Origin of the sequence: Acidovorax sp. 56 (genome assembly GCF_002749705.1) — a bacterium.
Lineage (GTDB): Bacteria > Pseudomonadota > Gammaproteobacteria > Burkholderiales > Burkholderiaceae_C > Acidovorax.
Genome location: NZ_PEEV01000001.1, coordinates 1,251,712 through 1,273,503 on the forward strand (window position 1 = coordinate 1,251,712; position 21,792 = coordinate 1,273,503).

The 21,792-nt window shown below is 62.7% G+C and carries 13 protein-coding genes; 8 read left to right on the forward strand and 5 right to left on the reverse strand.

Going from position 1 to position 21,792, the window contains the following annotated elements; all coding sequences use genetic code 11:
• The first annotated feature begins 68 nt into the window (after window positions 1-68).
• On the forward strand, window positions 69-344 hold the full coding sequence (locus tag CLU88_RS05425; RefSeq protein ID WP_099655719.1) for a metal/formaldehyde-sensitive transcriptional repressor: 276 nt from the start codon (window positions 69-71) through the stop codon (window positions 342-344).
• Between the two features lie 98 nt (window positions 345-442).
• Here the strand turns inward: CLU88_RS05425 and CLU88_RS05430 are convergent, their stop codons facing one another.
• Entirely contained in the window at window positions 443-2,353 is a 1,911-nt protein-coding gene (locus CLU88_RS05430) for a propionate--CoA ligase (protein ID WP_099655720.1), read from the reverse strand.
• Between the two features lie 269 nt (window positions 2,354-2,622).
• Window positions 2,623-5,784 carry an EAL domain-containing protein gene (locus CLU88_RS05435; protein WP_099655721.1) on the reverse strand — a complete coding sequence of 1,054 codons (3,162 nt, stop codon included), beginning with the start codon at window positions 5,782-5,784 and terminating at the stop codon, window positions 2,623-2,625.
• 425 nt (window positions 5,785-6,209) lie between these two features.
• Here CLU88_RS05435 and CLU88_RS05440 point away from each other — a divergent pair, with 425 nt between their 5' ends.
• The 4 genes from CLU88_RS05440 to CLU88_RS05455 all read left to right on the forward strand — a co-directional run bounded on the left by CLU88_RS05440 (window position 6,210) and on the right by CLU88_RS05455 (window position 10,834).
• Window positions 6,210-7,562, forward strand: coding sequence for a diguanylate cyclase domain-containing protein (locus CLU88_RS05440; RefSeq protein WP_099655722.1), 1,353 nt, complete (start codon window positions 6,210-6,212; stop codon window positions 7,560-7,562).
• A gap of 443 nt (window positions 7,563-8,005) precedes the next feature.
• Window positions 8,006-8,473, forward strand: a complete 468-nt coding sequence (locus CLU88_RS05445; RefSeq protein ID WP_099655723.1) for a CopD family protein — start codon at window positions 8,006-8,008, stop codon at window positions 8,471-8,473.
• Window positions 8,474-8,543: 70 nt separating this feature from the next.
• Window positions 8,544-8,939 carry a VOC family protein gene (locus tag CLU88_RS05450; RefSeq protein WP_099655724.1) on the forward strand — a complete coding sequence of 132 codons (396 nt, stop codon included), beginning with the start codon at window positions 8,544-8,546 and terminating at the stop codon, window positions 8,937-8,939.
• Window positions 8,940-9,046: 107 nt separating this feature from the next.
• Window positions 9,047-10,834: an ATP-binding protein gene (locus CLU88_RS05455; RefSeq protein WP_233205382.1), complete on the forward strand. Its 1,788-nt coding sequence runs from the start codon at window positions 9,047-9,049 to the stop codon at window positions 10,832-10,834.
• 149 nt (window positions 10,835-10,983) lie between these two features.
• Here CLU88_RS05455 and CLU88_RS05460 read toward each other — a convergent pair whose 3' ends face one another.
• Complete coding sequence (locus CLU88_RS05460; RefSeq protein ID WP_099655726.1) at window positions 10,984-11,583, reverse strand: OmpW family protein; 600 nt, start codon at window positions 11,581-11,583, stop codon at window positions 10,984-10,986.
• Between the two features lie 154 nt (window positions 11,584-11,737).
• Complete coding sequence (locus CLU88_RS05465) at window positions 11,738-12,730, reverse strand: DUF808 domain-containing protein (RefSeq protein ID WP_099655727.1); 993 nt, start codon at window positions 12,728-12,730, stop codon at window positions 11,738-11,740.
• Between the two features lie 245 nt (window positions 12,731-12,975).
• Between CLU88_RS05465 and CLU88_RS05470 the strand changes: the two genes are divergently transcribed.
• On the forward strand, window positions 12,976-13,680 hold the full coding sequence (locus tag CLU88_RS05470; protein WP_099655728.1) for a methyltransferase: 705 nt from the start codon (window positions 12,976-12,978) through the stop codon (window positions 13,678-13,680).
• A gap of 155 nt (window positions 13,681-13,835) precedes the next feature.
• On the opposite strand, the gene purL is transcribed toward CLU88_RS05470, so the two are convergent.
• Window positions 13,836-17,843 carry a phosphoribosylformylglycinamidine synthase gene (gene purL / locus CLU88_RS05475; protein ID WP_099658670.1) on the reverse strand — a complete coding sequence of 1,336 codons (4,008 nt, stop codon included), beginning with the start codon at window positions 17,841-17,843 and terminating at the stop codon, window positions 13,836-13,838.
• A gap of 136 nt (window positions 17,844-17,979) precedes the next feature.
• On the opposite strand from purL, the gene map reads away from it, so the two are divergent.
• Together map and CLU88_RS05490 are read left to right on the forward strand one after the other, a co-directional pair.
• Window positions 17,980-18,795, forward strand: a complete 816-nt coding sequence (gene map, locus CLU88_RS05480; protein ID WP_099655729.1) for a type I methionyl aminopeptidase — start codon at window positions 17,980-17,982, stop codon at window positions 18,793-18,795.
• 394 nt (window positions 18,796-19,189) lie between these two features.
• Window positions 19,190-21,781: a [protein-PII] uridylyltransferase gene (locus CLU88_RS05490; RefSeq protein WP_099655730.1), complete on the forward strand. Its 2,592-nt coding sequence runs from the start codon at window positions 19,190-19,192 to the stop codon at window positions 21,779-21,781.
• Window positions 21,782-21,792 lie beyond the last annotated feature (11 nt).

Consider the following 21,792-nt stretch of genomic DNA (forward strand, 5'->3'; position numbering starts at 1 on the left):
CCCCCATGGACCGCACAGGCAAAGGCACAACCGTGGCAAGGCGTCAACAGGCCCTAAGATCACCGCCCATGAGCCACACCATCACCGGAAAAAAGCGTTTGCTGTCGCGTGTGCGCCGCATCAAGGGGCAAACCGAGGCCTTGGAGCGTGCGCTGTCAGATGAGGGAGAGTGCCAGGCCATCCTGCAGCAGATCGCGGCCATTCGCGGCGCTGTGAATGGCTTGATGGCGGAGGTGCTGGAGGGGCATATCCGGGAGCACCTGGGCCAGCCCGACATCGAACCCACCCAGCGCGAAAAAGACATGGCGGCCCTGGCAACCACGCTGCGCTCGTACCTGAAATAAGCGTTCACCGGCACAGCCCAGCGCGGTCCATCCAGCGACCCGCGCCAGGGCGACCTGCACCACCCCAGCGCCTGCCCAGGCCCCCGGGGTGGCTGAAATCAACCGACCAGATCACGCACCTGCTGCAGCGCAGCGGGGTCGTCCATGGTGGTCAAGTCGCCAGGATCACGGCGCTCGGCCACGGCCTGCAGGGCACGGCGCAGCAGCTTGCCGCTGCGCGTCTTGGGCAACACATTCACAAAGTACACGCGCGAAGGCCGGGCCACGGCGCCCAGTTGGTGGTCCACCTGCTTCATGACTTCGCCTTCCAGCTTGAGGCGGCCCGCATCCGAGTCAAGCCCCGACGCATCGCGCGCCACGGCAAACGCCATGGCCACCTGGCCCTTGAGCTGGTCGGCCACGCCCACCACGGCCACCTCGGCAATGTTGGGGTGCGAGGCGATGCTCTCCTCGATCTCACGGGTGCCCAGGCGGTGGCCCGCTACGTTGATCACATCGTCCGTGCGGCCCAGGATGAAGTGGTAGCCATCGGCATCGCGAATACCCCAGTCAAAGGTGCTGTAGATGAGGCGGCCAGGAATGCTCTTCCAGTAGGTGTTCACAAACCGGGCGTCGTCGCGCCACACGGTTTGCATGCAGCCCGGGGGCAGCGGGCCTTCGATGGCGACCACGCCTTTTTGGTTGGCCCCTGTCAGCTCTTCGCCGGTGGACTCGTCGATGATCTTCACGGCGTAGCCATACGTGGCTTTGCCGGGGCTGCCAAAGCGGGTGGTTTGCTGCTCTACCCCATTGGCCAGGGTCAAGATGGGCCAGCCGGTTTCAGTCTGCCAGTAGTTGTCGATGATGGGCACGGCCAGCGCGTCGCTGATCCATTGCGCCGTGGGCTCGTCCAGCGGCTCGCCCGCCAGCCACAAGGCCTTGAGGCTGGAGACGTCGTATTTTTTGAGCCAGCTGGGGTCTTGCTTCTTGAGCACGCGCACGGCCGTGGGGGCCGAGAACATGTGCGTGACCTTGTACTTTTCCACAATGCTCCACCACACGCCCGCATCGGGCCGGGTGGGCAGGCCTTCGTACATGATGGTGGTCATGCCCGCAATCAGCGGGCCATAGATGATGTAGCTGTGCCCCACCACCCAGCCGATGTCGCTGGTGGCGAAGTAGGTCTGGCCCGGTTGCGCATCAAAAATGTGCTTCATGCTGGCAGCCAGGGCCACGGTGTAGCCGCCGGTGTCGCGCTGCACGCCCTTGGGCTTGCCGGTGGTGCCGCTGGTGTACAGGGTGTAGCTGGGGTGGGTAGATTCGACCCATTCACACGGCACCACGGCATGCAGGTGCTGCTCGCGCAGCGATGCCCAGTCGTGGTCGCGCCCCGCTTGCAGGGCCATGGGGGCCAGGCCCCGGTTGACCATGAGCACGGCCGCTGGCTTGTGGGCCGACAGGCTGATGGCTTCGTCCAGCAGGGGCTTGTAGGGCACCACCTTGCCGCCACGCGATCCGGCATCGGCACTGACCACGGCCACGGGCTCGGCGTCTTCGATGCGCGAGGCCAACGAGCCCGCAGCAAAGCCGCCAAACACCACCGAGTGCAAAGCACCGATGCGCACGCAGGCCAGCATGGCAAAGGCGGCTTCGGCAATCATGGGCATGTAGATGAGAACGCGGTCGCCCTTCTTGACCCCCAGGCCTTGCAGCGTGGCGGCCATGCGCTGCACCTCGGCATGCAGCTCGGCAAAGCTGTAGCTGCGCTCGGTATCGGTCTCGGTGGAAATCGCCACCAGCGCGGACTGGTCGGCACGGGCTTGCAGGTGGCGGTCTACCGCGTTGTGGCACAGGTTGGTGATGCCGCCCACAAACCATTTGGCAAAGGGAGGGTTGCTGTAGTCGCACACCTGCTGGGGCGGCGTGTGCCAGTCGATGAGCGCCGCCTGCTCGCCCCAAAAGGCATCGCGGTGGTCGATGGAATGGCGGTAGAAGTCAGCGTAGCTAGCCGTGGGGGTCGTGGCGCTCATGGGTTATGTCTCCTTGCATCTCGATCTGGACCTGGGCCATTGCAGCAGGCACGGCCACCGACGATGGCAGCCCAACACGCTACCCCGCCGCAGGCACCTGCGGCAGGAGGAGGTGTTCGCCTGCGCACGCGAAGGGCAGCGCGCTTGGCCTAGGTTTTGAATTCATAATTATTCATAACGTGCTTGCGGCAAGCTGACGGAAGAGCACTCTGGTTCTCACAACATGCTCGGGGCTTTGTCACCACCGCCCCGGAGGCACTACGCAGGCATTAAGCAGGCCCCTGCTGGCCGTTGTACTCGGCCACCAGCCGCTCAAAATCGGCCACAGGAATGGGCTTGCTCAGCAGATACCCTTGCCAGCTGTGGCAGTGGTTGCGTGCCAAAAACGCCCGCTGCTCCTCGGTCTCCACCCCTTCAGCAATCACGCTCAGCCCCAGGCTGGTGGCCAGGGCCACCACGGTGCGGGCAATGGCCGCATCGTTGGGGTCGGTGAGCACATCGCGCACAAAGCTCTGGTCGATCTTGAGCTGGTTCAGCGGCAGGCGCTTGAGGTAGGCCAGCGATGAATACCCAGTGCCGAAATCGTCGAGCGAAAAGCCCACGCCATAGCTCTTGAGCTTGGCCATCTTGGCGATGGTGTCTTCCACATCGGCCAACAGCAGACCTTCGGTCATTTCAAGTTTGAGGCGCGCGCCCTCGGCCCCCGAGCGGGCCAAAGCCGCCAGCACCTGCGGCACAAAGCTGCTTTGGTGAAACTGCCGCGGGCTCACGTTGACGGCCAGGCTGAGCCCCGCCAACACAGGCTGCTGCGCCCACTGCGCCAGGCGCTCACAGGCGGCGTTGAGCACCCACTCGCCCAGCGGCAGGATGAGGCCGGACTCTTCCGCCAGCGGAATAAATTGCGCCGGAGAGACAAAACCATCGCGCGGATGGCGCCAGCGCAGCAGTGCCTCGGCTCCGGTGATGCGGCCGTTGTCCACCTGGGGCTGGTAGTACAGCTCGAACTGCTCCTGGGCCAGGCCTGCGCGCATGTCGGCCTCCAGCGCCGCACGGGCACTGACGGCGGCCTGCATTTGCGGGTCGTAAAAGCGCAAAGTGTCCCGCCCCGCAGACTTGGCCTGGTACATGGCCAAGTCGGCACGCTTGAGCAGTTCATCCACCGTCTCACGCATACCGCTGAAGACGGTGATCCCCATGCTCAAGGAGCTGTGGTGGGCCTCACCGTCCAGCGTGTAGGGCTCGCGCAGGGCCTGGAGGATTTTTTGCGCAGCGTCTTCCGCGCGTGCGGCAGCGTCTTCCGGGGTGTCACCCAGGTCTTCGAGCACCACCACAAATTCATCCCCCCCTTGGCGGGCCACCGTGTCGTCTTCATGCACGCAGGCGCGCAGGCGATGCGACACCTGCAGCAGCAGCGTGTCACCACGGTCGTGTCCCTGGGTCTCGTTCAGGGTTTTGAAGTTGTCCAGGTCCAACAGCAGCAGGGCCCCGCTGCGCTGATGGCGGGCGCTGGTGGCCAGGGCCTGCTGCAAGCGGTCCAGCAACAGGCGCCGGTTGGGTAGCCGGGTCAAGGGGTCGTAGAAGGCCAGGTAGCGGATCTCTTCCTCCGCGGCCTTGCGCTGGCTCAGGTCCACCATGGTGATGAGGTGGTCCTTGCCCACCAGCACCCCGGCAATTTCAACGCTGCGCTGCTGGCCGTCGTGACAATGGATCACATACTCGGCGGGCTCGATGCTGCCATCGAAGGCATGGGCATGCTCCAGCGCCCGGCTCCAGGCGGCCCGGTGCCGTGCGCGGGTTTCGGCGTCGGGGTACACCTGCTGCCACCACTGCTCAGCGGTGGGGATGTCCTGCTCGGTGTAACCGCAAATTTGCACAAAGCGTTCGTTGCGAAAGCTCATGCGCCCATCGTGCTGCACCAGGCATACCCCCACGGGCAAACGCTGCAAAATGCCGCGCAGGCGCTGCTCGTTGCCGCGCAGTGTCTCTTCCATTTGCTTGCGCGAGGTGATGTCTTGCACCATGGCAATGTGAAAGTCTGGCGTGGCACCCAGGGTCCACATGGGGGTCACGGTCAGGTCCACCCAGACTTCCGCGCCATTCTTGTGAAAGTAGCGTTTTTCGATGCGGAACTCAGGAATATCGCCCGCCTTGAGGCGGTCCATCTGGGCAAAACCCGCAGGCTGATCGGCCGGATGGCTGATCTCGCGCAGGCTGCGGCCCTGCAGCTCTGCGGCGGTGTAGCCAATGATGTCGCAGTAGCGCTGGTTGATGCGAACGATCATCCCGTTCTGCGAGTTGATCTGCGCGACGCCGACAGCAGCCTGGTTGAACAGGGCGCGAAAGCGTTCCTCGCTCTCGCGCCGGGCTTCATCCGATGCCTGCGCCTGCACCAACGCGCTGGTGCGCTGGCGCACCAGCAGCGTCACCAGCACTCCCAGCAAGCCCGACACAAGAGCCCCTGCCCCACCGGCAATCCAGGGCAAGCGCTGCTCCGTAGGCGACAGCAGCGAGCGTGTGGGCTGGAAGGTCAGGCGCCAGCGCCGGTCATGCACCTGCAAGCCTTTGACCAGCGTGGGCGCACCAGGCAGGGCCTGGCCTGTGGGCTCCAGCAAAGGGCGTGCAGTCTTGTCTGCGACCTGTTCGCGCACCGAGCCCGCATCCTCCATCGCCACAGCCACACCTTGCAGGTAGCCCTGGGCTTCCAACGCCCGCACCATGTCATACACCCGGATGGTGGCGGCCACAGCGCCCAGAAAAGGCGGTGGCCCGCTGCGGGAGCCCCCTGCCCTGTCAAACACCGGAATGCGGATGACAAATGCTGGCCGGTGGGTTTGCTCCTGCAGCAAATCAAACGGTGCAGAGGCCACGGGCTTGCCGCTGTCGCGGCTGTATTGCATGGAGGCCAAATTGGTTGACTGTGCACTGATGTCCAGCCCCAGCATCTGCGCGTTGCCTTCCATGGGCCAGATGTAGTGCACCACAAAGTACTCGTCCCGATCACCAGGCGGGTGCACCGAAAAAACAGGCGCACCTGGCGCATCGCGCGACAGCTCGGCGCGGACGCTGGCCTCGTAGCCGGCTCGCTCACTGTGGGGCACGCGCTTGGTAAACGCCAAGTTGCGCACCCCGGGATAGCGTTGCACAGCATCCAGCTCCGACACGACCCGCTCGAATTCGGCGCGCCCCAGCTGCGGGTTCAGCGCAAACAGGTTGTGCAGGCCGTACACAATTTCAGTATTGGCGGCTACGCGCTGGCTCAGGGCATCGGTGAAGGCGCGGGCCTCCTGCGTGAACCGTGTCTGCTCCACCATGGCCACCGACTGCCATTGCTGCTGCACCAGCCAGTAGGTCGTGACCAACCCCACCAACGCCACAGCCCAGCCTGACAGCCAGTGGCGATAGCGACCGAGGGAGAGGAAGGACAGCGTCATAAAAAGGGGTTAAAAGCCAGCCATCACCAAGCCTGCCTGGCTCGAGCCTGCTGCGCTGCAGGTGGTTCTCAGCAAAGACCCAGGCGCTTTGAGCGACGGCAACTATGTCCGCATTTTGCGCCACATTTGGCAACATCTGGTTACCGCACATGCTTCAAGCCAAATTTGCCTTTTACGCAACAAATACAAGCGCTAGCAGCTATGAAATGCATAGCATAAGTTCCACCTCCCGGACAAGCGGGGGAATGCTGTTGTTTTGCGGCTGCAACCCCGTCATTTCCTCACCCGCATTCCGGCTGCACAATGGGATCCGCTGTCCGATAGACAGCATCGCCCTTGCGCTCTCTGCCAAAACCCTTGTGTAACCACCGGTTAAACAAGCTTGACGACAACACAGGGCTCCATTGGCTTCAAACTGGCACGCAATGCAAAGCATCTCGTCACTGAATGTCATTGATCTCTTGCTGGATGCCGTCTGCATCGTGGACGAGGACAGCCGCATTGTGTTTGTGAGCCCCGCGTTCGAACGTATTTTTGGCTACACCCCGCAAGAAGCGGTCGGGCTGCGGATGTTGGACCTGGTCCACCCCGAAGACCTCCAAGCCACGGAGCAGCAAGCCCTGCGGGTCATGGGCGGAAGCCCCCAATTGCAGTTTGAGAACCGCTACGTGCGCAAAGACGGAGCCGTCGCGCACATTCTGTGGACCGCCCAGTGGCTGCCCGAGCGCCGCTTGCGCCTGGCTGTGGCCCATGACATCACCAAGCGCAAGCACACCGAGTCAATGCACGCGGCGATCTATGCCATCTCGGAAGCCGCGCATGCAGCCCCCAACCTGCCCACCCTTTTTGAACGCATTCACCGCATCATCGGTGGGCTGATGGCGGTCGCCCAGTTCACAGTCGCGCTGCATGACCGCGCGCGTAGTGCTTTGAGCTTTCCCTATCTGGCCCCTGCGCTGGAGCAAAACCCACACAGCACACCCGGAGCCGGGCAAATCCAGCTGTGCACCCGGGTGATCCAGGAGGACAGGCCCTTGCGGCTGTCGACTTGCGAAGGGCCACAAACCTGCCACTGGCTCGGGGTGCCACTGCCCGGCCAGGACGGCGCGATGGGCGCCCTGCTATTACAAGGCCCTGCCGAGGGAGATACCTACAGCGAGGCCGACAAGGAATTGCTGCAGTTTGTCTCCACCCAGGTGGCTTTGGCCATTGAGCGCACCCAGATGCACGAGCGGCTGCAGCACATGGCGCAGTACGACCAGTTGACCGCCCTGCCGAACCGCGCGCTCTTCAATGACCGGCTGAGGATTGCCATGGCGCGCGCGCACCGGGAGCAAACCCTGCTGTCTTTGCTGTTCATTGACTTGGACCGTTTCAAAGAGGTCAACGACACCCTCGGTCACGCGATGGGCGACCTGCTGCTGCAGGGCGTGGCACAGCGCCTGCAAGCCTGCGTACGCGGCTCGGACACCGTGGCCAGGCTGGGGGGGGACGAGTTTGTGGTGCTGCTCGAAGGCATTCATGCAGGCGAGCTGCCCCAGCCTGTGGCCCAGAAAATTCTCACAGCGTTCGCTCAGCCATTTGAGCTGAATGGACTGGCACTGAGCATCCAGCCCAGCATTGGCATGGCGGTGTTCCCAGAGCACGGCACCCATGAAAGCATGCTGCTCAGCCACGCCGATGAGGCCATGTACCAGGCCAAGCGCAACGGCGGCAATCAGTTCATTGTTCACCCGCGTGGCGCAGCGACGCGCCAGGGGCTGTCTGGCTCGGCTTAGAGGGCTCACAAAACTCCCCTGACGTCGTCGTTTCGCCTTTTTGCAAGGCTTGTAATGCTTGTGGCGAAACGCCTGACCAGAGCCGCTTCGCTGAGTTTTGTGAGCCACTCTGAGAACCTGTTCAAAGTCTTTTTGGAGATTGCATTGGAGTGCAATCGGGATGAGTGGATGCTTCGGATGCGCAGCATGGGCTCGTGCCCATGCAAGCAGCCGGGGCGCCAAAGCTCTGAGTTCATCGGCCCGATTTCACTCCAACCCTTCGGGCAAGTGGCTTGCCGGGCGGTCTGCGTTGTTGCATCGCTTGCCAATAGCACGGGCTATTGGCTGCGCGCTGCGCCTAGCAGCCCATCCCGGCAAGCCGCTTGTGCAACTCCAAAAAGACTTTGAACAGGTTCTTAGACCCTAGGTACGATCTTCTCCGGGAAAGAAAGGCCCACACCACCATGCTGTATGCAACCCTCAAACTGGTCCACTTGCTCGCAGCCATCGTCTGGCTGGGGGGCATGTTCTTCGCCCATTTCTTTTTGCGCCCTGCCGCACAAACGCTGGAGCCTGCGCTGCGCGTTGGCCTGATGCAAGGCGTTTTGCGGCGCTTTTTTGCGACCGTGGTGGCAGCCGTGGTGGCCCTGCTCGCATCGGGCCTGTGGATGGTGGGCCACGTCGCCAAGCACACAGTGCAAGCAGGGGGCAGTTTTGCCATGCCCTGGGGCTGGACTGTGATGGCGGCCCTGGGCGCGGTCATGGCCGTCATCTTTGGGTACATCCGCCTGTCGCTTTTCCCCCGGCTCAGCCGCGCCCACCAAAGCGCTCACTGGCCGGAGGCGGGCAAAGTGCTGGCCAAAATACGGACGTGGGTGGGCATCAACCTCACTCTGGGGTTGGCGGTTGTCGCAGTGGCAACGCTTGCATGAACAGGCGCCCCGCAGCGTGCCCGGTGGTGCAGAATGACCGAACACAGTCACCATCCACTGGGCTTTCTCCATGCAATTCGGCTACACCATCATTTACGTTCCGGACGTAGCGGCCTCGCTGGCCTTTTTCGAGCAGGCCTTTGGCATGACAAGGCGTTTTCTGCATGAGTCAGGCACCTACGGCGAGCTGGAGACCGGCGCCACCACGCTGGCTTTTGCAGACCACTCGCTAGGCCACTCCAACTTTGCAGGCGGCCATGTCGCTGCCCATGCCAGCGCACAGCCCCTGGGCATGGAGATCGCTCTGGTCACCCCCGATGTCCCCACCGCCCACCAACAGGCGCTGGGCAGCGGAGCCGCCGAGCTGGCCCCCCCCAGCACCAAGCCCTGGGGCCAAACGGTGTCTTACCTGCGATGCCCAGACGGCACCTTGGTCGAGTTGTGCACGCCGATTCTGGCCGGATAGCCCGCAGAACCCACTTGGCCATGCGGCCGCAGAGTCGGCTCGCGGATCCAGCAACAGCCCTCTGCGCAAAGCGGCGGGAAAGTGGCATGCTCTGAACCATGGGAACCATGTTGGAAAAATCACCCCCTGCCGTGCAGCCGCTGCCAAGCCCCTCAGTCGCTGTGGCCTTGAACCCGCTGCATGCCAAAGACTTGCAGGCCAAGGTGATTGGCTTTGTGGCCCTGGCGCTGGTGGTGACGGCAGCACTGGTGGCATTAGCGCTCTACACCAAATGGCAAGACGCGATAGACGCCCAGGAGCGGCAAAACGCCAACTTGGCACGGGTGCTGCAAGAACAAACGCTGCGCGTGCTAGCCCCCATCGACCAGGCCACGCTGCGCATGCGCGATGCCGTCGCCAAAGGCAGCTTTCAGCCCTCAGACTACACACGGCTGGCCAATGAGACGGGCCTCGTCCCGGATATCTTGACCCAGCTCTCCGTCGTGGGAGCGGATGGGCGGTTTGTGGCCAGCAATCTGGACCCGGATGGACAAAAAACCGGGCCGCTTGATCTCTCGGAACGCGAACACATCCAGGTGCACCTGGAGCCGACGCGCCACCTGGATGCTCGCACACAAATCACACGCAACGGTCTGTTTGTGGGCAAACCGGTGCTGGGCAAGGTGTCTGGCCAGTGGACGCTGCAACTCTCGCGCCCCATCGTGTCACCCAGCGGCTACCTGCATGGGGTCGTGGTGGCCTCGGTCGACCCCGACTACTTTGAAACGGTGTATGGCGACGTTGAATTAGGGCCCGGAGGCGCTGTGTCTTTGCTGGGCGACGACAACACACTGCGCGCTCGGGTAGCAGGGGGGAAAGCCACGGGCATGGGCAAGTCCGTCACGCTGCCCAATGGCCACCCTTTGGCTGATCTGAACAAGCCAGAAGGCGTTTACGTCCGTGTCAGTGAGGTGGACAAAACGGAGCGCATCACAGCCTTCAGGCGGGTGCCAGGGTACCCCCTGAACGTGGTGGTATCCAACACCACGGAGGCAGCACTGGAAGAGTGGCGAGACATGCGCAACGTGACGCTGACCGTGGCATTGGTGCTGGGCGCGGCCATCGTGGCCAGCGGCGTGGGCTTTTTGCGCGGCGTGCGCCGACTGGAAGAGTCCCATGCAGCGCTGGCCATCAGCGAGGCGCAGGCCCAATCTGCCAGCCAGGCCAAAAGTGAGTTTCTGGCAGCGGTGTCGCACGAGCTGCGCACGCCGCTCACCAGCATCCGGGGCTTTGCGGAACTGATGGAGTTGCGCTTGCAGCAGCCTTCGTTCAGAGAGGCGGCCACCTTGATCCGGCAGGCTGCAGACCACCTCAACACATTGCTCACCGAAATTCTGGATTTGGCCAAGGTCGAGGCCGGGGCCATGCCCATTGTGCTGGCGCCCCACCCCGTGCGCGAACTGGTGCAAAACACGGCCGACTTCTTCGCTATTTCAGCAGCCCAGAAGGGCCTGACGCTGCAAGTGTCGGTATCACCAGACACCCCGCAATGGCTGGTGTGCGACGGACTCAGGCTCAAGCAAATTCTGAACAATCTGCTCTCCAATGCCCTCAAGTTCACCGCACAAGGCGGCGTGCGGCTGGAAGTGGAAACAGGGGCAGAAGGAACACGGCTGCAGTTTCATGTCGTGGACTCGGGCCCCGGTATTCCACCGCACTTGCATGATCTGATTTTTGAGAAATTTCGCCAAGGCAGCGCCCAGGTGAGCAGCGAGCATGGAGGCACAGGCTTGGGCCTGGCGCTGTCCAGGGCGCTGGCGGAGTTGATGCATGGCGAACTGACTGTCACCTCCACACCCGGCGAAGGGGCGCGGTTCACACTGTCCTTGCCTTGCACGGAGCCGACTGCGGGCTAACCCAGGTTCTCATCCACGCGAAATGACCGGGGGTTGATTCGTCTCGTGCCAACACACCCGGCCCCCGTGAAGCCATAAAAAAAGCCAGCGCAGATGCGCTGGCTTTTCCCCACCAGAATGTGCGCAACGTTGCCGCTGCGCAAGGCGCATCAGAAGCGCCAGCCGAGGCCCACACCCACCAGAACAGGGTCCACCTTGAACGTGCCAATCTTGGCGCCTGCCAAACTCACGTCGGTCTTGATGAAGACCTTCTTGACGTCCAGGTTCAGGTACAGGTTCTTTTGCAGCGGAATGTCCACGCCCACTTGCAGGGCTGCACCAAAGCTGTTGCGATCAATGTCTACGCCAGCGGGCAGCTTCACGCTGGAAAAGCGTGTGTAGTTGATACCAGCGCCCACGTAAGGCTTGAAGCTGCCCATGGGCATGTGGTACTGCACCAGCAGCGAAGGAGGCAGGTGCTTGAGCGTGCCAATCTTGCCGCCCAAGGTACTGGAGCTCAGGTTGTGCTTTTGGGGCACGGTCAACACCAGTTCAGCAGCAATGTTGGGGGTGAAGAAGTACGACACGTCGACTTCAGGAATGACCTTGTCGTTGATCGACAGACCGAGGCCGGTGCTGTCTTTGTTGGCGCTATCGAGGTTCACGGCACGGGCACGCACCAGCCAAGGGCCTTCGGCTTGCTGCGCAAACGCAGCGCCCGAAGTCATCATTGCGCACAGAACGGCCACGGTCAGCAGGTTTTTCTTCATACAGAACTCAATGCAGTTGAACGGGGACGACCCCCGTGTTTGTATTGGGCCTGTTAGCGAAATGGTCAACCTTGCCACAGGTCAAACAACCCCGTGTTTACCCGAGGCGATTCGGTCGGCGCCCATTCAATCGACGGGCCAGGTGCCGCCCCCTTCAACCTTGGATGGCAGGACTGCCGCGCATACGTTGCACTGCCGTTACGGCCACCAGCACCACCACCCCAGCGAACAGCCCAATCAACGCATTCACCCCATTGGGAACCAAAACCGACCACAAGCCCCCCACGGGCCACTGGGCTGCCGCAGTGCCCCAACCTTCGACGGCGTGGTGCAGCCAAGGCACGCCGTGCACCAAGATACCGCCCCCCACCAGGAACATGGCGGCAGTGCCAGCCACCGACAAGCCCTTCATCAACCAAGGAGCCGCCCACAAGATGCCACGGCCCATGGCCTGGGCAGCGCTGCTGCTTTTGCGATGCAGCCACAGGCCAAGGTCGTCCAACTTGACGATGCCTGCCACAAGACCGTACACACCCAACGTCATGATGAATGCAATGCCGCTGAGCACCATGACCTGCTGCGCAAAGGGCGCGTTCGCCACCGTGCCCAACGTGATCGCAATGATCTCGGCGGACAAGATGAAGTCCGTGCGCACGGCACCTTGGATCTTCTCCTTCTCAAAAGCCACCATGTCCACGGCAGGATCGGCATTGGCTTTGACCAGGCTGTCGTGCTCTGCCTGGGCTTCTTCTTGTGGGTGCAAAAACTTGTGGGCCAACTTTTCTGTACCTTCAAAGCACAGGAAAGCACCACCGAGCATTAACAGTGGCGTCACAGCCCAGGGCGCAAAAGCGCTGATCAGCAGCGCCGCAGGCACCAGGATGACCTTGTTGATCAGTGACCCCTTGGCCACCGCCCATACCACCGGGATTTCACGGTCTGCGCGTACGCCCGTGACCTGCTGGGCGTTCAGCGCCAAATCATCGCCCAGCACACCAGCGGTCTTTTGCGCGGCGACCTTGGTCATCACGGAAACATCGTCGGCCATGGCCACGCTCTTTTTGGCCGCCACCTTGGTCATCAACGCGACGTCGTCAAGGATGGTCGCGATGTCATCCAATAAAGCTAAAAGGCTGCCTGCGGCCATGGAGTTTCCTCAACGAAGTCAATGAACCCGCGGGACTATATCAACCAGGTCCATCGGCATACCCAAAAGCCGCCCTCGCCCACAGCCCATTGGGCTCACCAGCAACACCCCCATCCAGGCCATCCGTGCAGATGCTTCCCAAAGCCCTGAGAACAGGTTCTGAGGGCTGTTTTCGGTATAGCGCATACTCCAGGCCCTCACCCACTCTATCGGGGTCCCTTGACAACGGGCTTCAGGCCCATTGCATGCCAGGCTACCTCACCAAGCAAGAGAGCATCCCCGTTCCAGGGGTCGCTAATCTGTACATTCGCTCGCTGCTGGACAAACAGCAATTTTCCGACCCCCTGGGCGCTGCCGAGCAACTGGGCATCTCTTCTGCGGCCTGGCCCTTGTTTGGGCTGTTGTGGCCTTCAGGCGCGCAGCTGGCAGCCCGCATGGCCTCGCGCCCTTTGCGCACCGGAGAGCGTATCTTGGAGATTGGCTGTGGACTGGGACTGGCGAGCCTGGTGTGCCATCGGCGCGGCATGGATGTCACGGCCAGCGATTGCCACCCGCTGGCGAGGCAGTTTCTGGAGGAGAACCTGCGCCTCAACGCACTAGCCCCCATGAAATACCGCACAGGCCAATGGGGCACAGACAACCCCCAGGGCATGGGCGATGTGCAGGGCCAGTTCGATCTCATCATCGGCAGCGATGTGCTGTACGAACGCGATGCACGCGCCACTTTGGCCCATTTTCTGGATGCCCATGCAGACCAGGGCGCTCAGATTTGGATAGTCGATCCCAACCGGGGGAATCGGGCGGCATTCCACAAACAGATGGCAGTGCACCGATTTGAGGTGGTGGAAGAGCGCCTGGACTGTCCGGCACTGGAGAGCGCGCCAGCCTACAAAGGCCGCCTGCTGGTGTATGAAAGACCCCGCACCCACGCCCTGGTGGAGCCCACTTGAGAGCCCCGGGCCATACAAAGGCCAAGGTTCAGACACCCACCCGCATGGTCTGAGCCCCATTAAAAAAGGCCGGGCGCTTGCGCGTCCGGCCTTTTTTGCACAGGCAAACACAGCGGTTTGCCTGTCATCCATCCCAGGGGGCCAAGGTCAGGGCCTCAGCCCACCCACTTGCGCGCGTTGCGCCAGATGCGCATCCAGGCGCTGTACTCCGCCTTGTCTTCGCTCGTCCAGCTCATCTGCACGTTGCGGAACACGCGCTCGGGGTGCGGCATCATGGCCGTGAAGCGGCCGTCTGCAGTGGTCACCGCCGTGAGGCCACCGGCACTGCCGTTGGGGTTGAAGGGGTACTGATCCGTGGCGCGGCCATGGTTGTCCACATAACGCATGGCAGCGATGGCCTTGTCGGCGTTGCCCCGGTACTTGAAGTTGGCATAGCCCTCGCCGTGCGCCACCGCAATCGGCAGGCGGCTGCCCGCCATGCCTTGCAGGAACAGGCTGGGGGATTCCAGCACTTCCACCAGCGACAAGCGGGCCTCGAAACGCTCGCTCTGGTTGGTGGTAAAGCGTGGCCAGTCTTGCGCGCCGGGGATGATGTCGGCCAGCTCGGCAAACATCTGGCAGCCATTGCAAACGCCCAGGCCAAACGTGTCGGTACGACCGAAGAAGCCCTGGAACTGTGCGGCCAACACCGGGTTGAAGGTGATGGACCGCGCCCAGCCAATGCCAGCGCCCAGCGTGTCGCCATAGCTGAAGCCGCCGCAGGCGACCACGCCCTTGAAGTCTTCGAGCTTGACGCGGCCGGTTTGCAGGTCGGTCATGTGCACGTCATAGGCCTCGAAACCAGCCTCGGTGAAGGCATAGGCCATTTCGATGTGCGAGTTCACGCCCTGCTCGCGCAGGATGGCGACCTTGGGTTTGGCGAGATTGAGGAACGGCGCAGCCACGTTGTCTGCCGCGTCGAACGTGAGGTGTACGTGCATGCCCGGGTCGGTCGGCTCGCCCGCTGCCGCGTGTTCAGCATCGGCGTTGGCGGGGTTGTCGCGCTGCTGGCAGATCTTCCAGCTCACCGCGTCCCACACCTGGTGCAGATCGGCCAACGGGGCGCTGAACACAGCCTTGGCATCGCGCCAGACCTGCAGCTCACCCTTGCCAGCGTCGATCTCCGACGACGCTGGCCGCGTCTTGCCCACAAAGTGGCTGAAGGCAGAGAGGCTGTGCGCGCGCAGGGTCTGCATCACCTCGTTGCGCTCTGCGGTGCGCACCTGCAGCACCACACCCAACTCTTCGTTGAACAAAGCCTTGAGGGTCAGTTCATCACGGCGGGCGCCGATCTGGGTGGTCCAGTTCTTGGCATCGCCCGTGTCCATGCGACTGTCGCTCACGCCGTCGCCTTCGGTCACGAGCATGTCCACGTTCAGTGACACGCCCACATGGCCGGCAAACGCCATTTCGGCGGCGGCGGCCAGCAGGCCACCATCGCTGCGGTCGTGGTAGGCCAGGATCTGACCCTTGGCGCGCAGTGCGTTCACAGCGTTGACGAGGTTAACCAAATCCTTTGGATCGTCCACATCGGGCACCACATCACCGCTCTGCTCCAGCGTCTGGCCCAGGATGCTGCCGCCCATGCGGTTCTTTCCATGCCCCAAGTCGATCAACACCAGCGTGGTGTCGGCCTCGGTGGCGTTGAGCTGGGGGGTGAGCGTGCCGCGCACGTCGGACAGCGAGGCAAACGCGCTCACGATCAGGCTGACGGGCGAGGTGACCTTCTTCTTGTCGGAACCTTCATTCCACTGCGTGCGCATCGACAAGCTGTCTTTGCCGACCGGAATGCTGATACCCAAAGCGGGGCACAGTTCCATGCCGACGGCCTTCACCGTATCGTAGAGTGCAGCGTCTTCGCCGGGCTCGCCGCAGGCGGCCATCCAGTTGGCCGACAGCTTCACGCGGGGCAGCTCAATGGGCGCTGCCAGCAGATTGGTCAGCGCCTCGGCCACGGCCATGCGGCCCGAGGCGGGCGCGTTGATGGCGGCCAGCGGCGTGCGCTCGCCCATGCTCATCGCTTCACCCGCAAAGCCCTTGTAATCGGCCAGTGTCACAGCGCAATCGGCCACAGGCACTTGCCAGGGGCCCACCATCTGGTCGCGGTGGCTCAGGCCACCCACCGTGCGGTCGCCGATGGTGATAAGGAAGCGCTTGGACGCCACCGTGGGGTGGGCCAGCACGTCGATCACGGCCTTTTGCAGCGGCACGCCGGTCAGGTCCATCGGTGCGAATTCGCGCACCACGGTCTTCACGTCGCGGTGCATCTTGGGCGGCTTGCCCAGCAGCACGTTCATCGGCATGTCCACGGGCAGCTTCTGGTCGTCGGCCGTCGCAGCCGGGTCGTGCAGCACCAGTTGGCGCTCTTCAGTAGCGGTGCCGATCACGGCAAACGGGCAGCGCTCGCGCTCGCAGAAAGCCTGGAACAGGGGCAGCGACTCGGGCGCAATGGCCAGCACGTAACGCTCTTGCGATTCGTTGGACCAGATTTCCTTGGGCGCCATGCCCGACTCTTCGAGCTGCACGGCGCGCAGGTCAAAGCGCGCGCCACGGCCTGCGTCGTTGGTCAGCTCGGGGAAGGCGTTGGACAAGCCGCCAGCACCCACGTCGTGGATCGCAAGGATGGGGTTGTCGCTGCCCTGCGCCCAGCAGTGGTTGATGACCTCTTGCGCACGGCGCTCGATCTCGGGGTTGCCGCGCTGTACCGAGTCAAAGTCCAGCTCGGCCGCGTTGGTGCCCGTGGCCATCGAGCTGGCGGCGCTGCCGCCCATGCCGATGCGCATGCCGGGGCCGCCCAGCTGGATCAGCAGCGAACCGGCGGGAAATTCGATCTTCTTCGTCAGCTCGGAATCGATCACACCCACGCCGCCCGCAATCATGATGGGCTTGTGGTAGCCACGCTGCACACCGCCGACTTCCTGTTCGTATTCGCGGAAGTAGCCATTCAGGTTGGGCCGGCCAAATTCGTTGTTGAACGCAGCGCCGCCCAGAGGGCCTTCGACCATGATCTGCAGCGGGCTGGCGATGTGCTCGGGCTTGCCGACCGTGCTGCCCCAGAGCTTGGACACCGTAAAGCCCGTCAGGCCCGCCTTGGGCTTGGAGCCCCGGCCCGTGGCGCCCTCGTCGCGGATCTCGCCGCCCGCGCCGGTGGATGCACCTGGGAAGGGCGAGATCGCTGTGGGGTGGTTGTGGGTTTCCACCTTCATCAGCACATGCTGGGTGACGCTACTTTTTTGATAGCTGCTAGCGCTTGATGAATCAGCGCTAGAGGCCATTTTTGCTACAAACCGCTCGACCTGGTGGCCTTCCATGACCGAGGCGTTGTCCGAATACGCGATCACCGTGTGCTGGGGCGCCAGCTGGTGCGTGTTGCGGATCATGCCGAACAGGCTCTTGTCCTGCGCCACGCCGTCAATGGTGAACTCGGCGTTGAAGATCTTGTGGCGGCAGTGTTCGCTGTTGGCCTGGGCGAACATCATCAGTTCCACATCGGTGGGGTTGCGCTTGAGGCCCGTGAAGGCGGTCACGAGGTAGTCGATTTCATCGTCGGCCAGGGCCAGGCCGAAGCGGGTGTTGGCGGCCTCCAGGGCAGCACGGCCACCGGCGAGCACATCCACATGCTCCATGGGCGCGGGCTGCAGTTCGGTGAAGAGGGCGGCTGCGGCGCTGCGGTCGGCCACCACCGATTCGGTCATGCGGTCGTGCAGCAGGGCCGCGATCTGGCCCAGTTGCTCGGCCGTCAGCTCGGGTGTCTTGCCCAGCAGGCCGGATTTCAGGCTGATGCGGTACTCGGTGATGCGCTCCACCCGGCGGATGGCGATGCCGCAGTTGCGGGCAATGTCGGTGGCCTTGGAGGCCCAGGGCGACAGCGTGCCCAGGCGCGGCGTGACGACCAATGCCGCGCCTTCTTGTGGCCCTGCGTAAGGGTCGCCATACGCCAGCAACGCGGCCAGGCGCTCTTGCTCTGCGGCCGTGGGAGCCGCATCGGTGGCAACCAGGTGCACAAACCGTGCGGCAATGCCACTGATCTTGGGGTGGATGGCCTCGAGGGCGGGCTGAAGTTGCTGAGCGCGGAAGTTGCTGAGGGCGTTGCCGCCCGCCAGCGTGGTCATGTGCAAGGTCACGGTAGCGGCCTGTTGGGGTGTGAGGGGGGTCAAATGGATCACGGGCCTGCCGGGTGCAGCAGCCGTGAAGCCCGCCATTTTACCGGGCATGTGCCCCCACCCTGCGCCACGCGGGCCCCAATGGGATAATTGCCCCATGAGCATCACCATCAAAAGCGCCGAAGACATTGAGGGCATGCGGCTGGCTTGCCGCCTGGCTTCGGAAGTGCTGGACTACATCGCCCCCCACATCAAGCCCGGTATCACCACCAAAGAGATCGACCGCCTGGGCGCCGAATGCATGGCCCAGCAGGGCACCATCTCGGCCACTGTGGGCTACCAGCCCCCTGGCTACCCACCCTACCCCGCTTCGCTGTGCACCTCGGTCAACCACGTGGTGTGCCACGGCATTCCCAACGACAAGCCCCTGAAAAAAGGCGACATCGTGAATGTGGACGTGACCGTGATCACCAAAGACGGCTGGTACGGCGACAACAGCCGCATGTACCTGATTGGCGAATGTTCCATTGCAGCCAAGCGTCTGTCGGCCATCACCTTTGACGCCATGTGGCACGGCATTTTGCAAGTCAAGCCCGGCGCACGTTTGGGCGACATTGGGCATGCCATCCAGAAATTTGCCGAAGGCCAGGGCTTCTCGATCGTCCGCGAGTTCTGCGGCCACGGCATTGGCCAGAAGTTCCACGAAGAACCCCAGGTGCTGCACTACGGAAAACCCGGCACATTGGAAGAACTGCAGCCCGGCATGGTCTTCACCATCGAGCCCATGATCAACGCGGGCAAGCGCGACGTTAAAAACCATGGCAACGACGGCTGGACCATTGTGACGAAAGACCACAGCCTGTCGGCCCAGTGGGAGCACACGGTGCTGGTAACCGAAACTGGTTATGAAGTCATGACGCTGTCGGCAGGCTCACCCACCCTGCCCGCGTTTGTGACGGCAACCCGCACCTGAGCACCCGGCCCAGTAGGGCCTGCATGACTCTTGCTTGGGGTGGGTGCCTGAAAATGGTTCAAGTTGCGCAACCCCTCGTTAGAACCTGTTCAAAGTCTTTTTGGAGTTGCACAAGTGTCTGACCGGGATGGGGTGCTAGGCGCAGCGTGCAGCCAATAGCCCGTGCTATTGGCAAGCGGTGCAACAACGCAGACCGCCCGGCAAGCCACTTGCCCGAAGGGTTGGAGTGAAATCGGGCGATTGGATGCCTCGGCTGCTTGCATGGGCACGAGCCCATGCGGCGCATCCGAGGCATCCAATCGCCCGATTGCACTCCAATGCAATCTCCAAAAAGACTTTGAACAGGTTCTTAGGGTGGCGCACTAGACTCTACTGCCACCCCCTTCCAATTTTCATGACCGACATTCAGGCCCTGCGTGCCAACTACCGCAGCAACAAAGCCAGCGTCCTTGACGCCATGGCGGCTACCGTAGCCTCCACACGAGGTATCCATGCGGCGCTGCGCAAGCTATCTTCGTTCACGGATGATCTGCTGCAGTCGCTCTGGCTGCGTGCGGATTTTCCTGCAGGCTGTGCCCTCGTTGCGGTGGGGGGCTACGGGCGAGCACAGCTGTTTCCCTATTCCGACGTCGATGTTTTGCTGCTGCTGCCGGAGGGCGCTACCCCACAAGCCGACAGCCCGCTGAGCGCCCGCATTGAAGGGTTCATCGGCAGTTGCTGGGACGCAGGCCTGGAGATCGGATCGAGCGTTCGCACCATTGCCGAGTGCCTGGCAGAAAGCGCCGCCGATGTCACGGTGCAAACCTCTTTGCTGGAGTCTCGCCTGATTTGCGGAGACCGGGTCCTGTTTGCCCAGTTTCAGCAACAGTACCAAGCACAGATGGACCCACAGGCGTTTTTGGTGGCCAAGACCCTGGAGATGCGCCAACGCCACACCAAGTACGAAAACACGCCCTACTCCCTGGAGCCAAACTGCAAAGAGTCCCCAGGGGGGCTGCGTGACCTGCAATTGATCTTATGGGTGGCCAAGGCCGCAGGTCTGGGGGGCAGTTGGAAGGAGCTGGCCAAAAGCGGCATGGCCACAGCCTTCGAGGTGCGTCAGATCGAGCGCAACGAAGCCGTGCTGTGCCTGATTCGGGCCCGCCTGCACGCGGCCGCAGGGCGGCATGAAGACCGGTTGGTCTTCGATTTGCAGACCGCTGTGGCCGAGTCGTTTGGCTACCGCTCACAAGCCCCCGATGGGTCACGCCTGCCCATGCGCGCCAGCGAAACCCTGATGCGCCGCTATTACTGGGCGGCCAAGGCGGTCTCCCAGTTGTGCCAGATTTTGCTGCTCAACATTGAGGAGCGACTGAACCCTACGGCGCATGAACCCCGCCCCATCAACGACCGCTTTTTTGAAAAAGCCGGGCTGATTGAAGTGGCCAGCGACGACCTCTACCAGCGCGACCCCCATGCGATCCTGGAGACTTTTCTGCTCTACCAAACCACGGTGGGGCTGAAGAATCTGTCTGCACGCACCCTGCGGGCGCTCTATAACGCACGCGGCGTGATGGACGCCGCGTTCAGGCGCGACCCGGCCAACCGCCAGGCCTTCATGCGCATCCTGCAGCAACCTGCAGGCATCACGCATGCCATGCGCCTGATGAACCAGACTTCGGTGCTAGGACGCTACCTCTGGGCATTTCGCGGCATCGTCGGGCAAATGCAGCATGACCTGTTCCATGTCTACACCGTGGACCAGCACATCCTGATGGTGCTGCGCAACATGCGCCGCTTCTTCATGGCTGAGCATGCCCACGAGTACCCCTTTTGCTCGCAGCTGGCGGGTGGCTGGGACAAACCGTGGATTCTTTATGTGGCCGCACTCTTCCACGATATCGGCAAGGGACGCGGTGGCGACCATTCCCAGATTGGTGCGCAGGAGGTCCGGCGCTTTTGCCGACAGCACGGCGTAGAGCAAGAAGATGCGCGCTTGATCGAGTTTCTGGTCAGTGAGCATTTGACGATGAGCCGCATCGCTCAAAAGCAGGACCTGAGCGACCCCGATGTGATTGCTGCCTTTGCCAAACGGGTGCACAACGAGCGCTATCTGACGGCAATGTACTTGTTGACCGTGGCCGACATCCGGGGCACCAGCCCCAAGGTCTGGAATGCGTGGAAGGGCAAGTTGCTGGAGGATTTGTACCGCGCCACTCTGAGGACACTGGGGGGTCGTGCGCCCGATGCGGCTGCAGAAATCGAGGCACGCAAGCGGGAAGCGCTGGTGCAACTGGCCCTGAGCGCGCAGCCATTTGAAGCGCACAAGGCACTGTGGGCCACGCTGGACGTGAGCTACTTCATGCGCCACGAAGCCGCAGACATTGCATGGCACACCCGCCACCTGTCCCGCCACGTTGGCACAACCAAGCCCGTTGTTCGGGCCCGCCAATCGCTGGCGGGCGAGGGCCTGCAGGTGCTGGTCTATGCGCCTGATCAAGCCGACTTGTTTGCCCGGATTTGCGGTTACTTTGACCGCGCAGGCTTCAGTATCCTGGATGCGAGGGTGCACACAGCCAACAACCATTACGCGCTGGACTCGTTTCAGGTCGTGGCATCGTCACAGGCCGGGCATTACCGCGAGCTAACGCACATGGTGGAGAGTGACCTCGTGCGCACGATTGAGGCTGGAGGCCCACTGCCTGAGCCTGCGCGCAAACGGGTGTCCCGCAGGGTCAAGAGCTTTCCAATCGCCCCACGTGTCACCCTGCAGCCTGACGAGAAGGCCCAACGTTGGCTTTTGGGCATCTCTGCCAGCGACCGCGCTGGCTTGCTCTATTTGGTGGCCCGGATCCTGGCGCAACACCATCTCAGCGTACAACTGGCCAAGGTCAGCACGTTAGGCGAGCGGGTGGAAGATACCTTCTTGCTGCAAGGCTCTGAGCTGCAAAACAATGCACGGCAAATCCAGATTGAGACGGAGTTGCTGCAAGCACTGTCCGAGTGATGGACGAGCGC

What these genes read in the sequence shown, in the direction of transcription:
- CLU88_RS05425 (WP_099655719.1), top strand. Translation starts at nt 69, where the DNA reads ATGAGCCACACCATCACCGGAAAAAAGCGTTTGCTGTCGCGTGTGCGC.
- CLU88_RS05430 (WP_099655720.1), bottom strand. Translation starts at nt 2,353, where the DNA reads ATGAGCGCCACGACCCCCACGGCTAGCTACGCTGACTTCTACCGCCAT.
- CLU88_RS05435 (WP_099655721.1), bottom strand. Translation starts at nt 5,784, where the DNA reads ATGACGCTGTCCTTCCTCTCCCTCGGTCGCTATCGCCACTGGCTGTCA.
- CLU88_RS05440 (WP_099655722.1), top strand. Translation starts at nt 6,210, where the DNA reads ATGCAAAGCATCTCGTCACTGAATGTCATTGATCTCTTGCTGGATGCC.
- CLU88_RS05445 (WP_099655723.1), top strand. Translation starts at nt 8,006, where the DNA reads ATGCTGTATGCAACCCTCAAACTGGTCCACTTGCTCGCAGCCATCGTC.
- CLU88_RS05450 (WP_099655724.1), top strand. Translation starts at nt 8,544, where the DNA reads ATGCAATTCGGCTACACCATCATTTACGTTCCGGACGTAGCGGCCTCG.
- CLU88_RS05455 (WP_233205382.1), top strand. Translation starts at nt 9,047, where the DNA reads ATGTTGGAAAAATCACCCCCTGCCGTGCAGCCGCTGCCAAGCCCCTCA.
- CLU88_RS05460 (WP_099655726.1), bottom strand. Translation starts at nt 11,583, where the DNA reads ATGAAGAAAAACCTGCTGACCGTGGCCGTTCTGTGCGCAATGATGACT.
- CLU88_RS05465 (WP_099655727.1), bottom strand. Translation starts at nt 12,730, where the DNA reads ATGGCCGCAGGCAGCCTTTTAGCTTTATTGGATGACATCGCGACCATC.
- CLU88_RS05470 (WP_099655728.1), top strand. Translation starts at nt 12,976, where the DNA reads ATGCCAGGCTACCTCACCAAGCAAGAGAGCATCCCCGTTCCAGGGGTC.
- map (WP_099655729.1), top strand. Translation starts at nt 17,980, where the DNA reads ATGAGCATCACCATCAAAAGCGCCGAAGACATTGAGGGCATGCGGCTG.
- CLU88_RS05490 (WP_099655730.1), top strand. Translation starts at nt 19,190, where the DNA reads ATGACCGACATTCAGGCCCTGCGTGCCAACTACCGCAGCAACAAAGCC.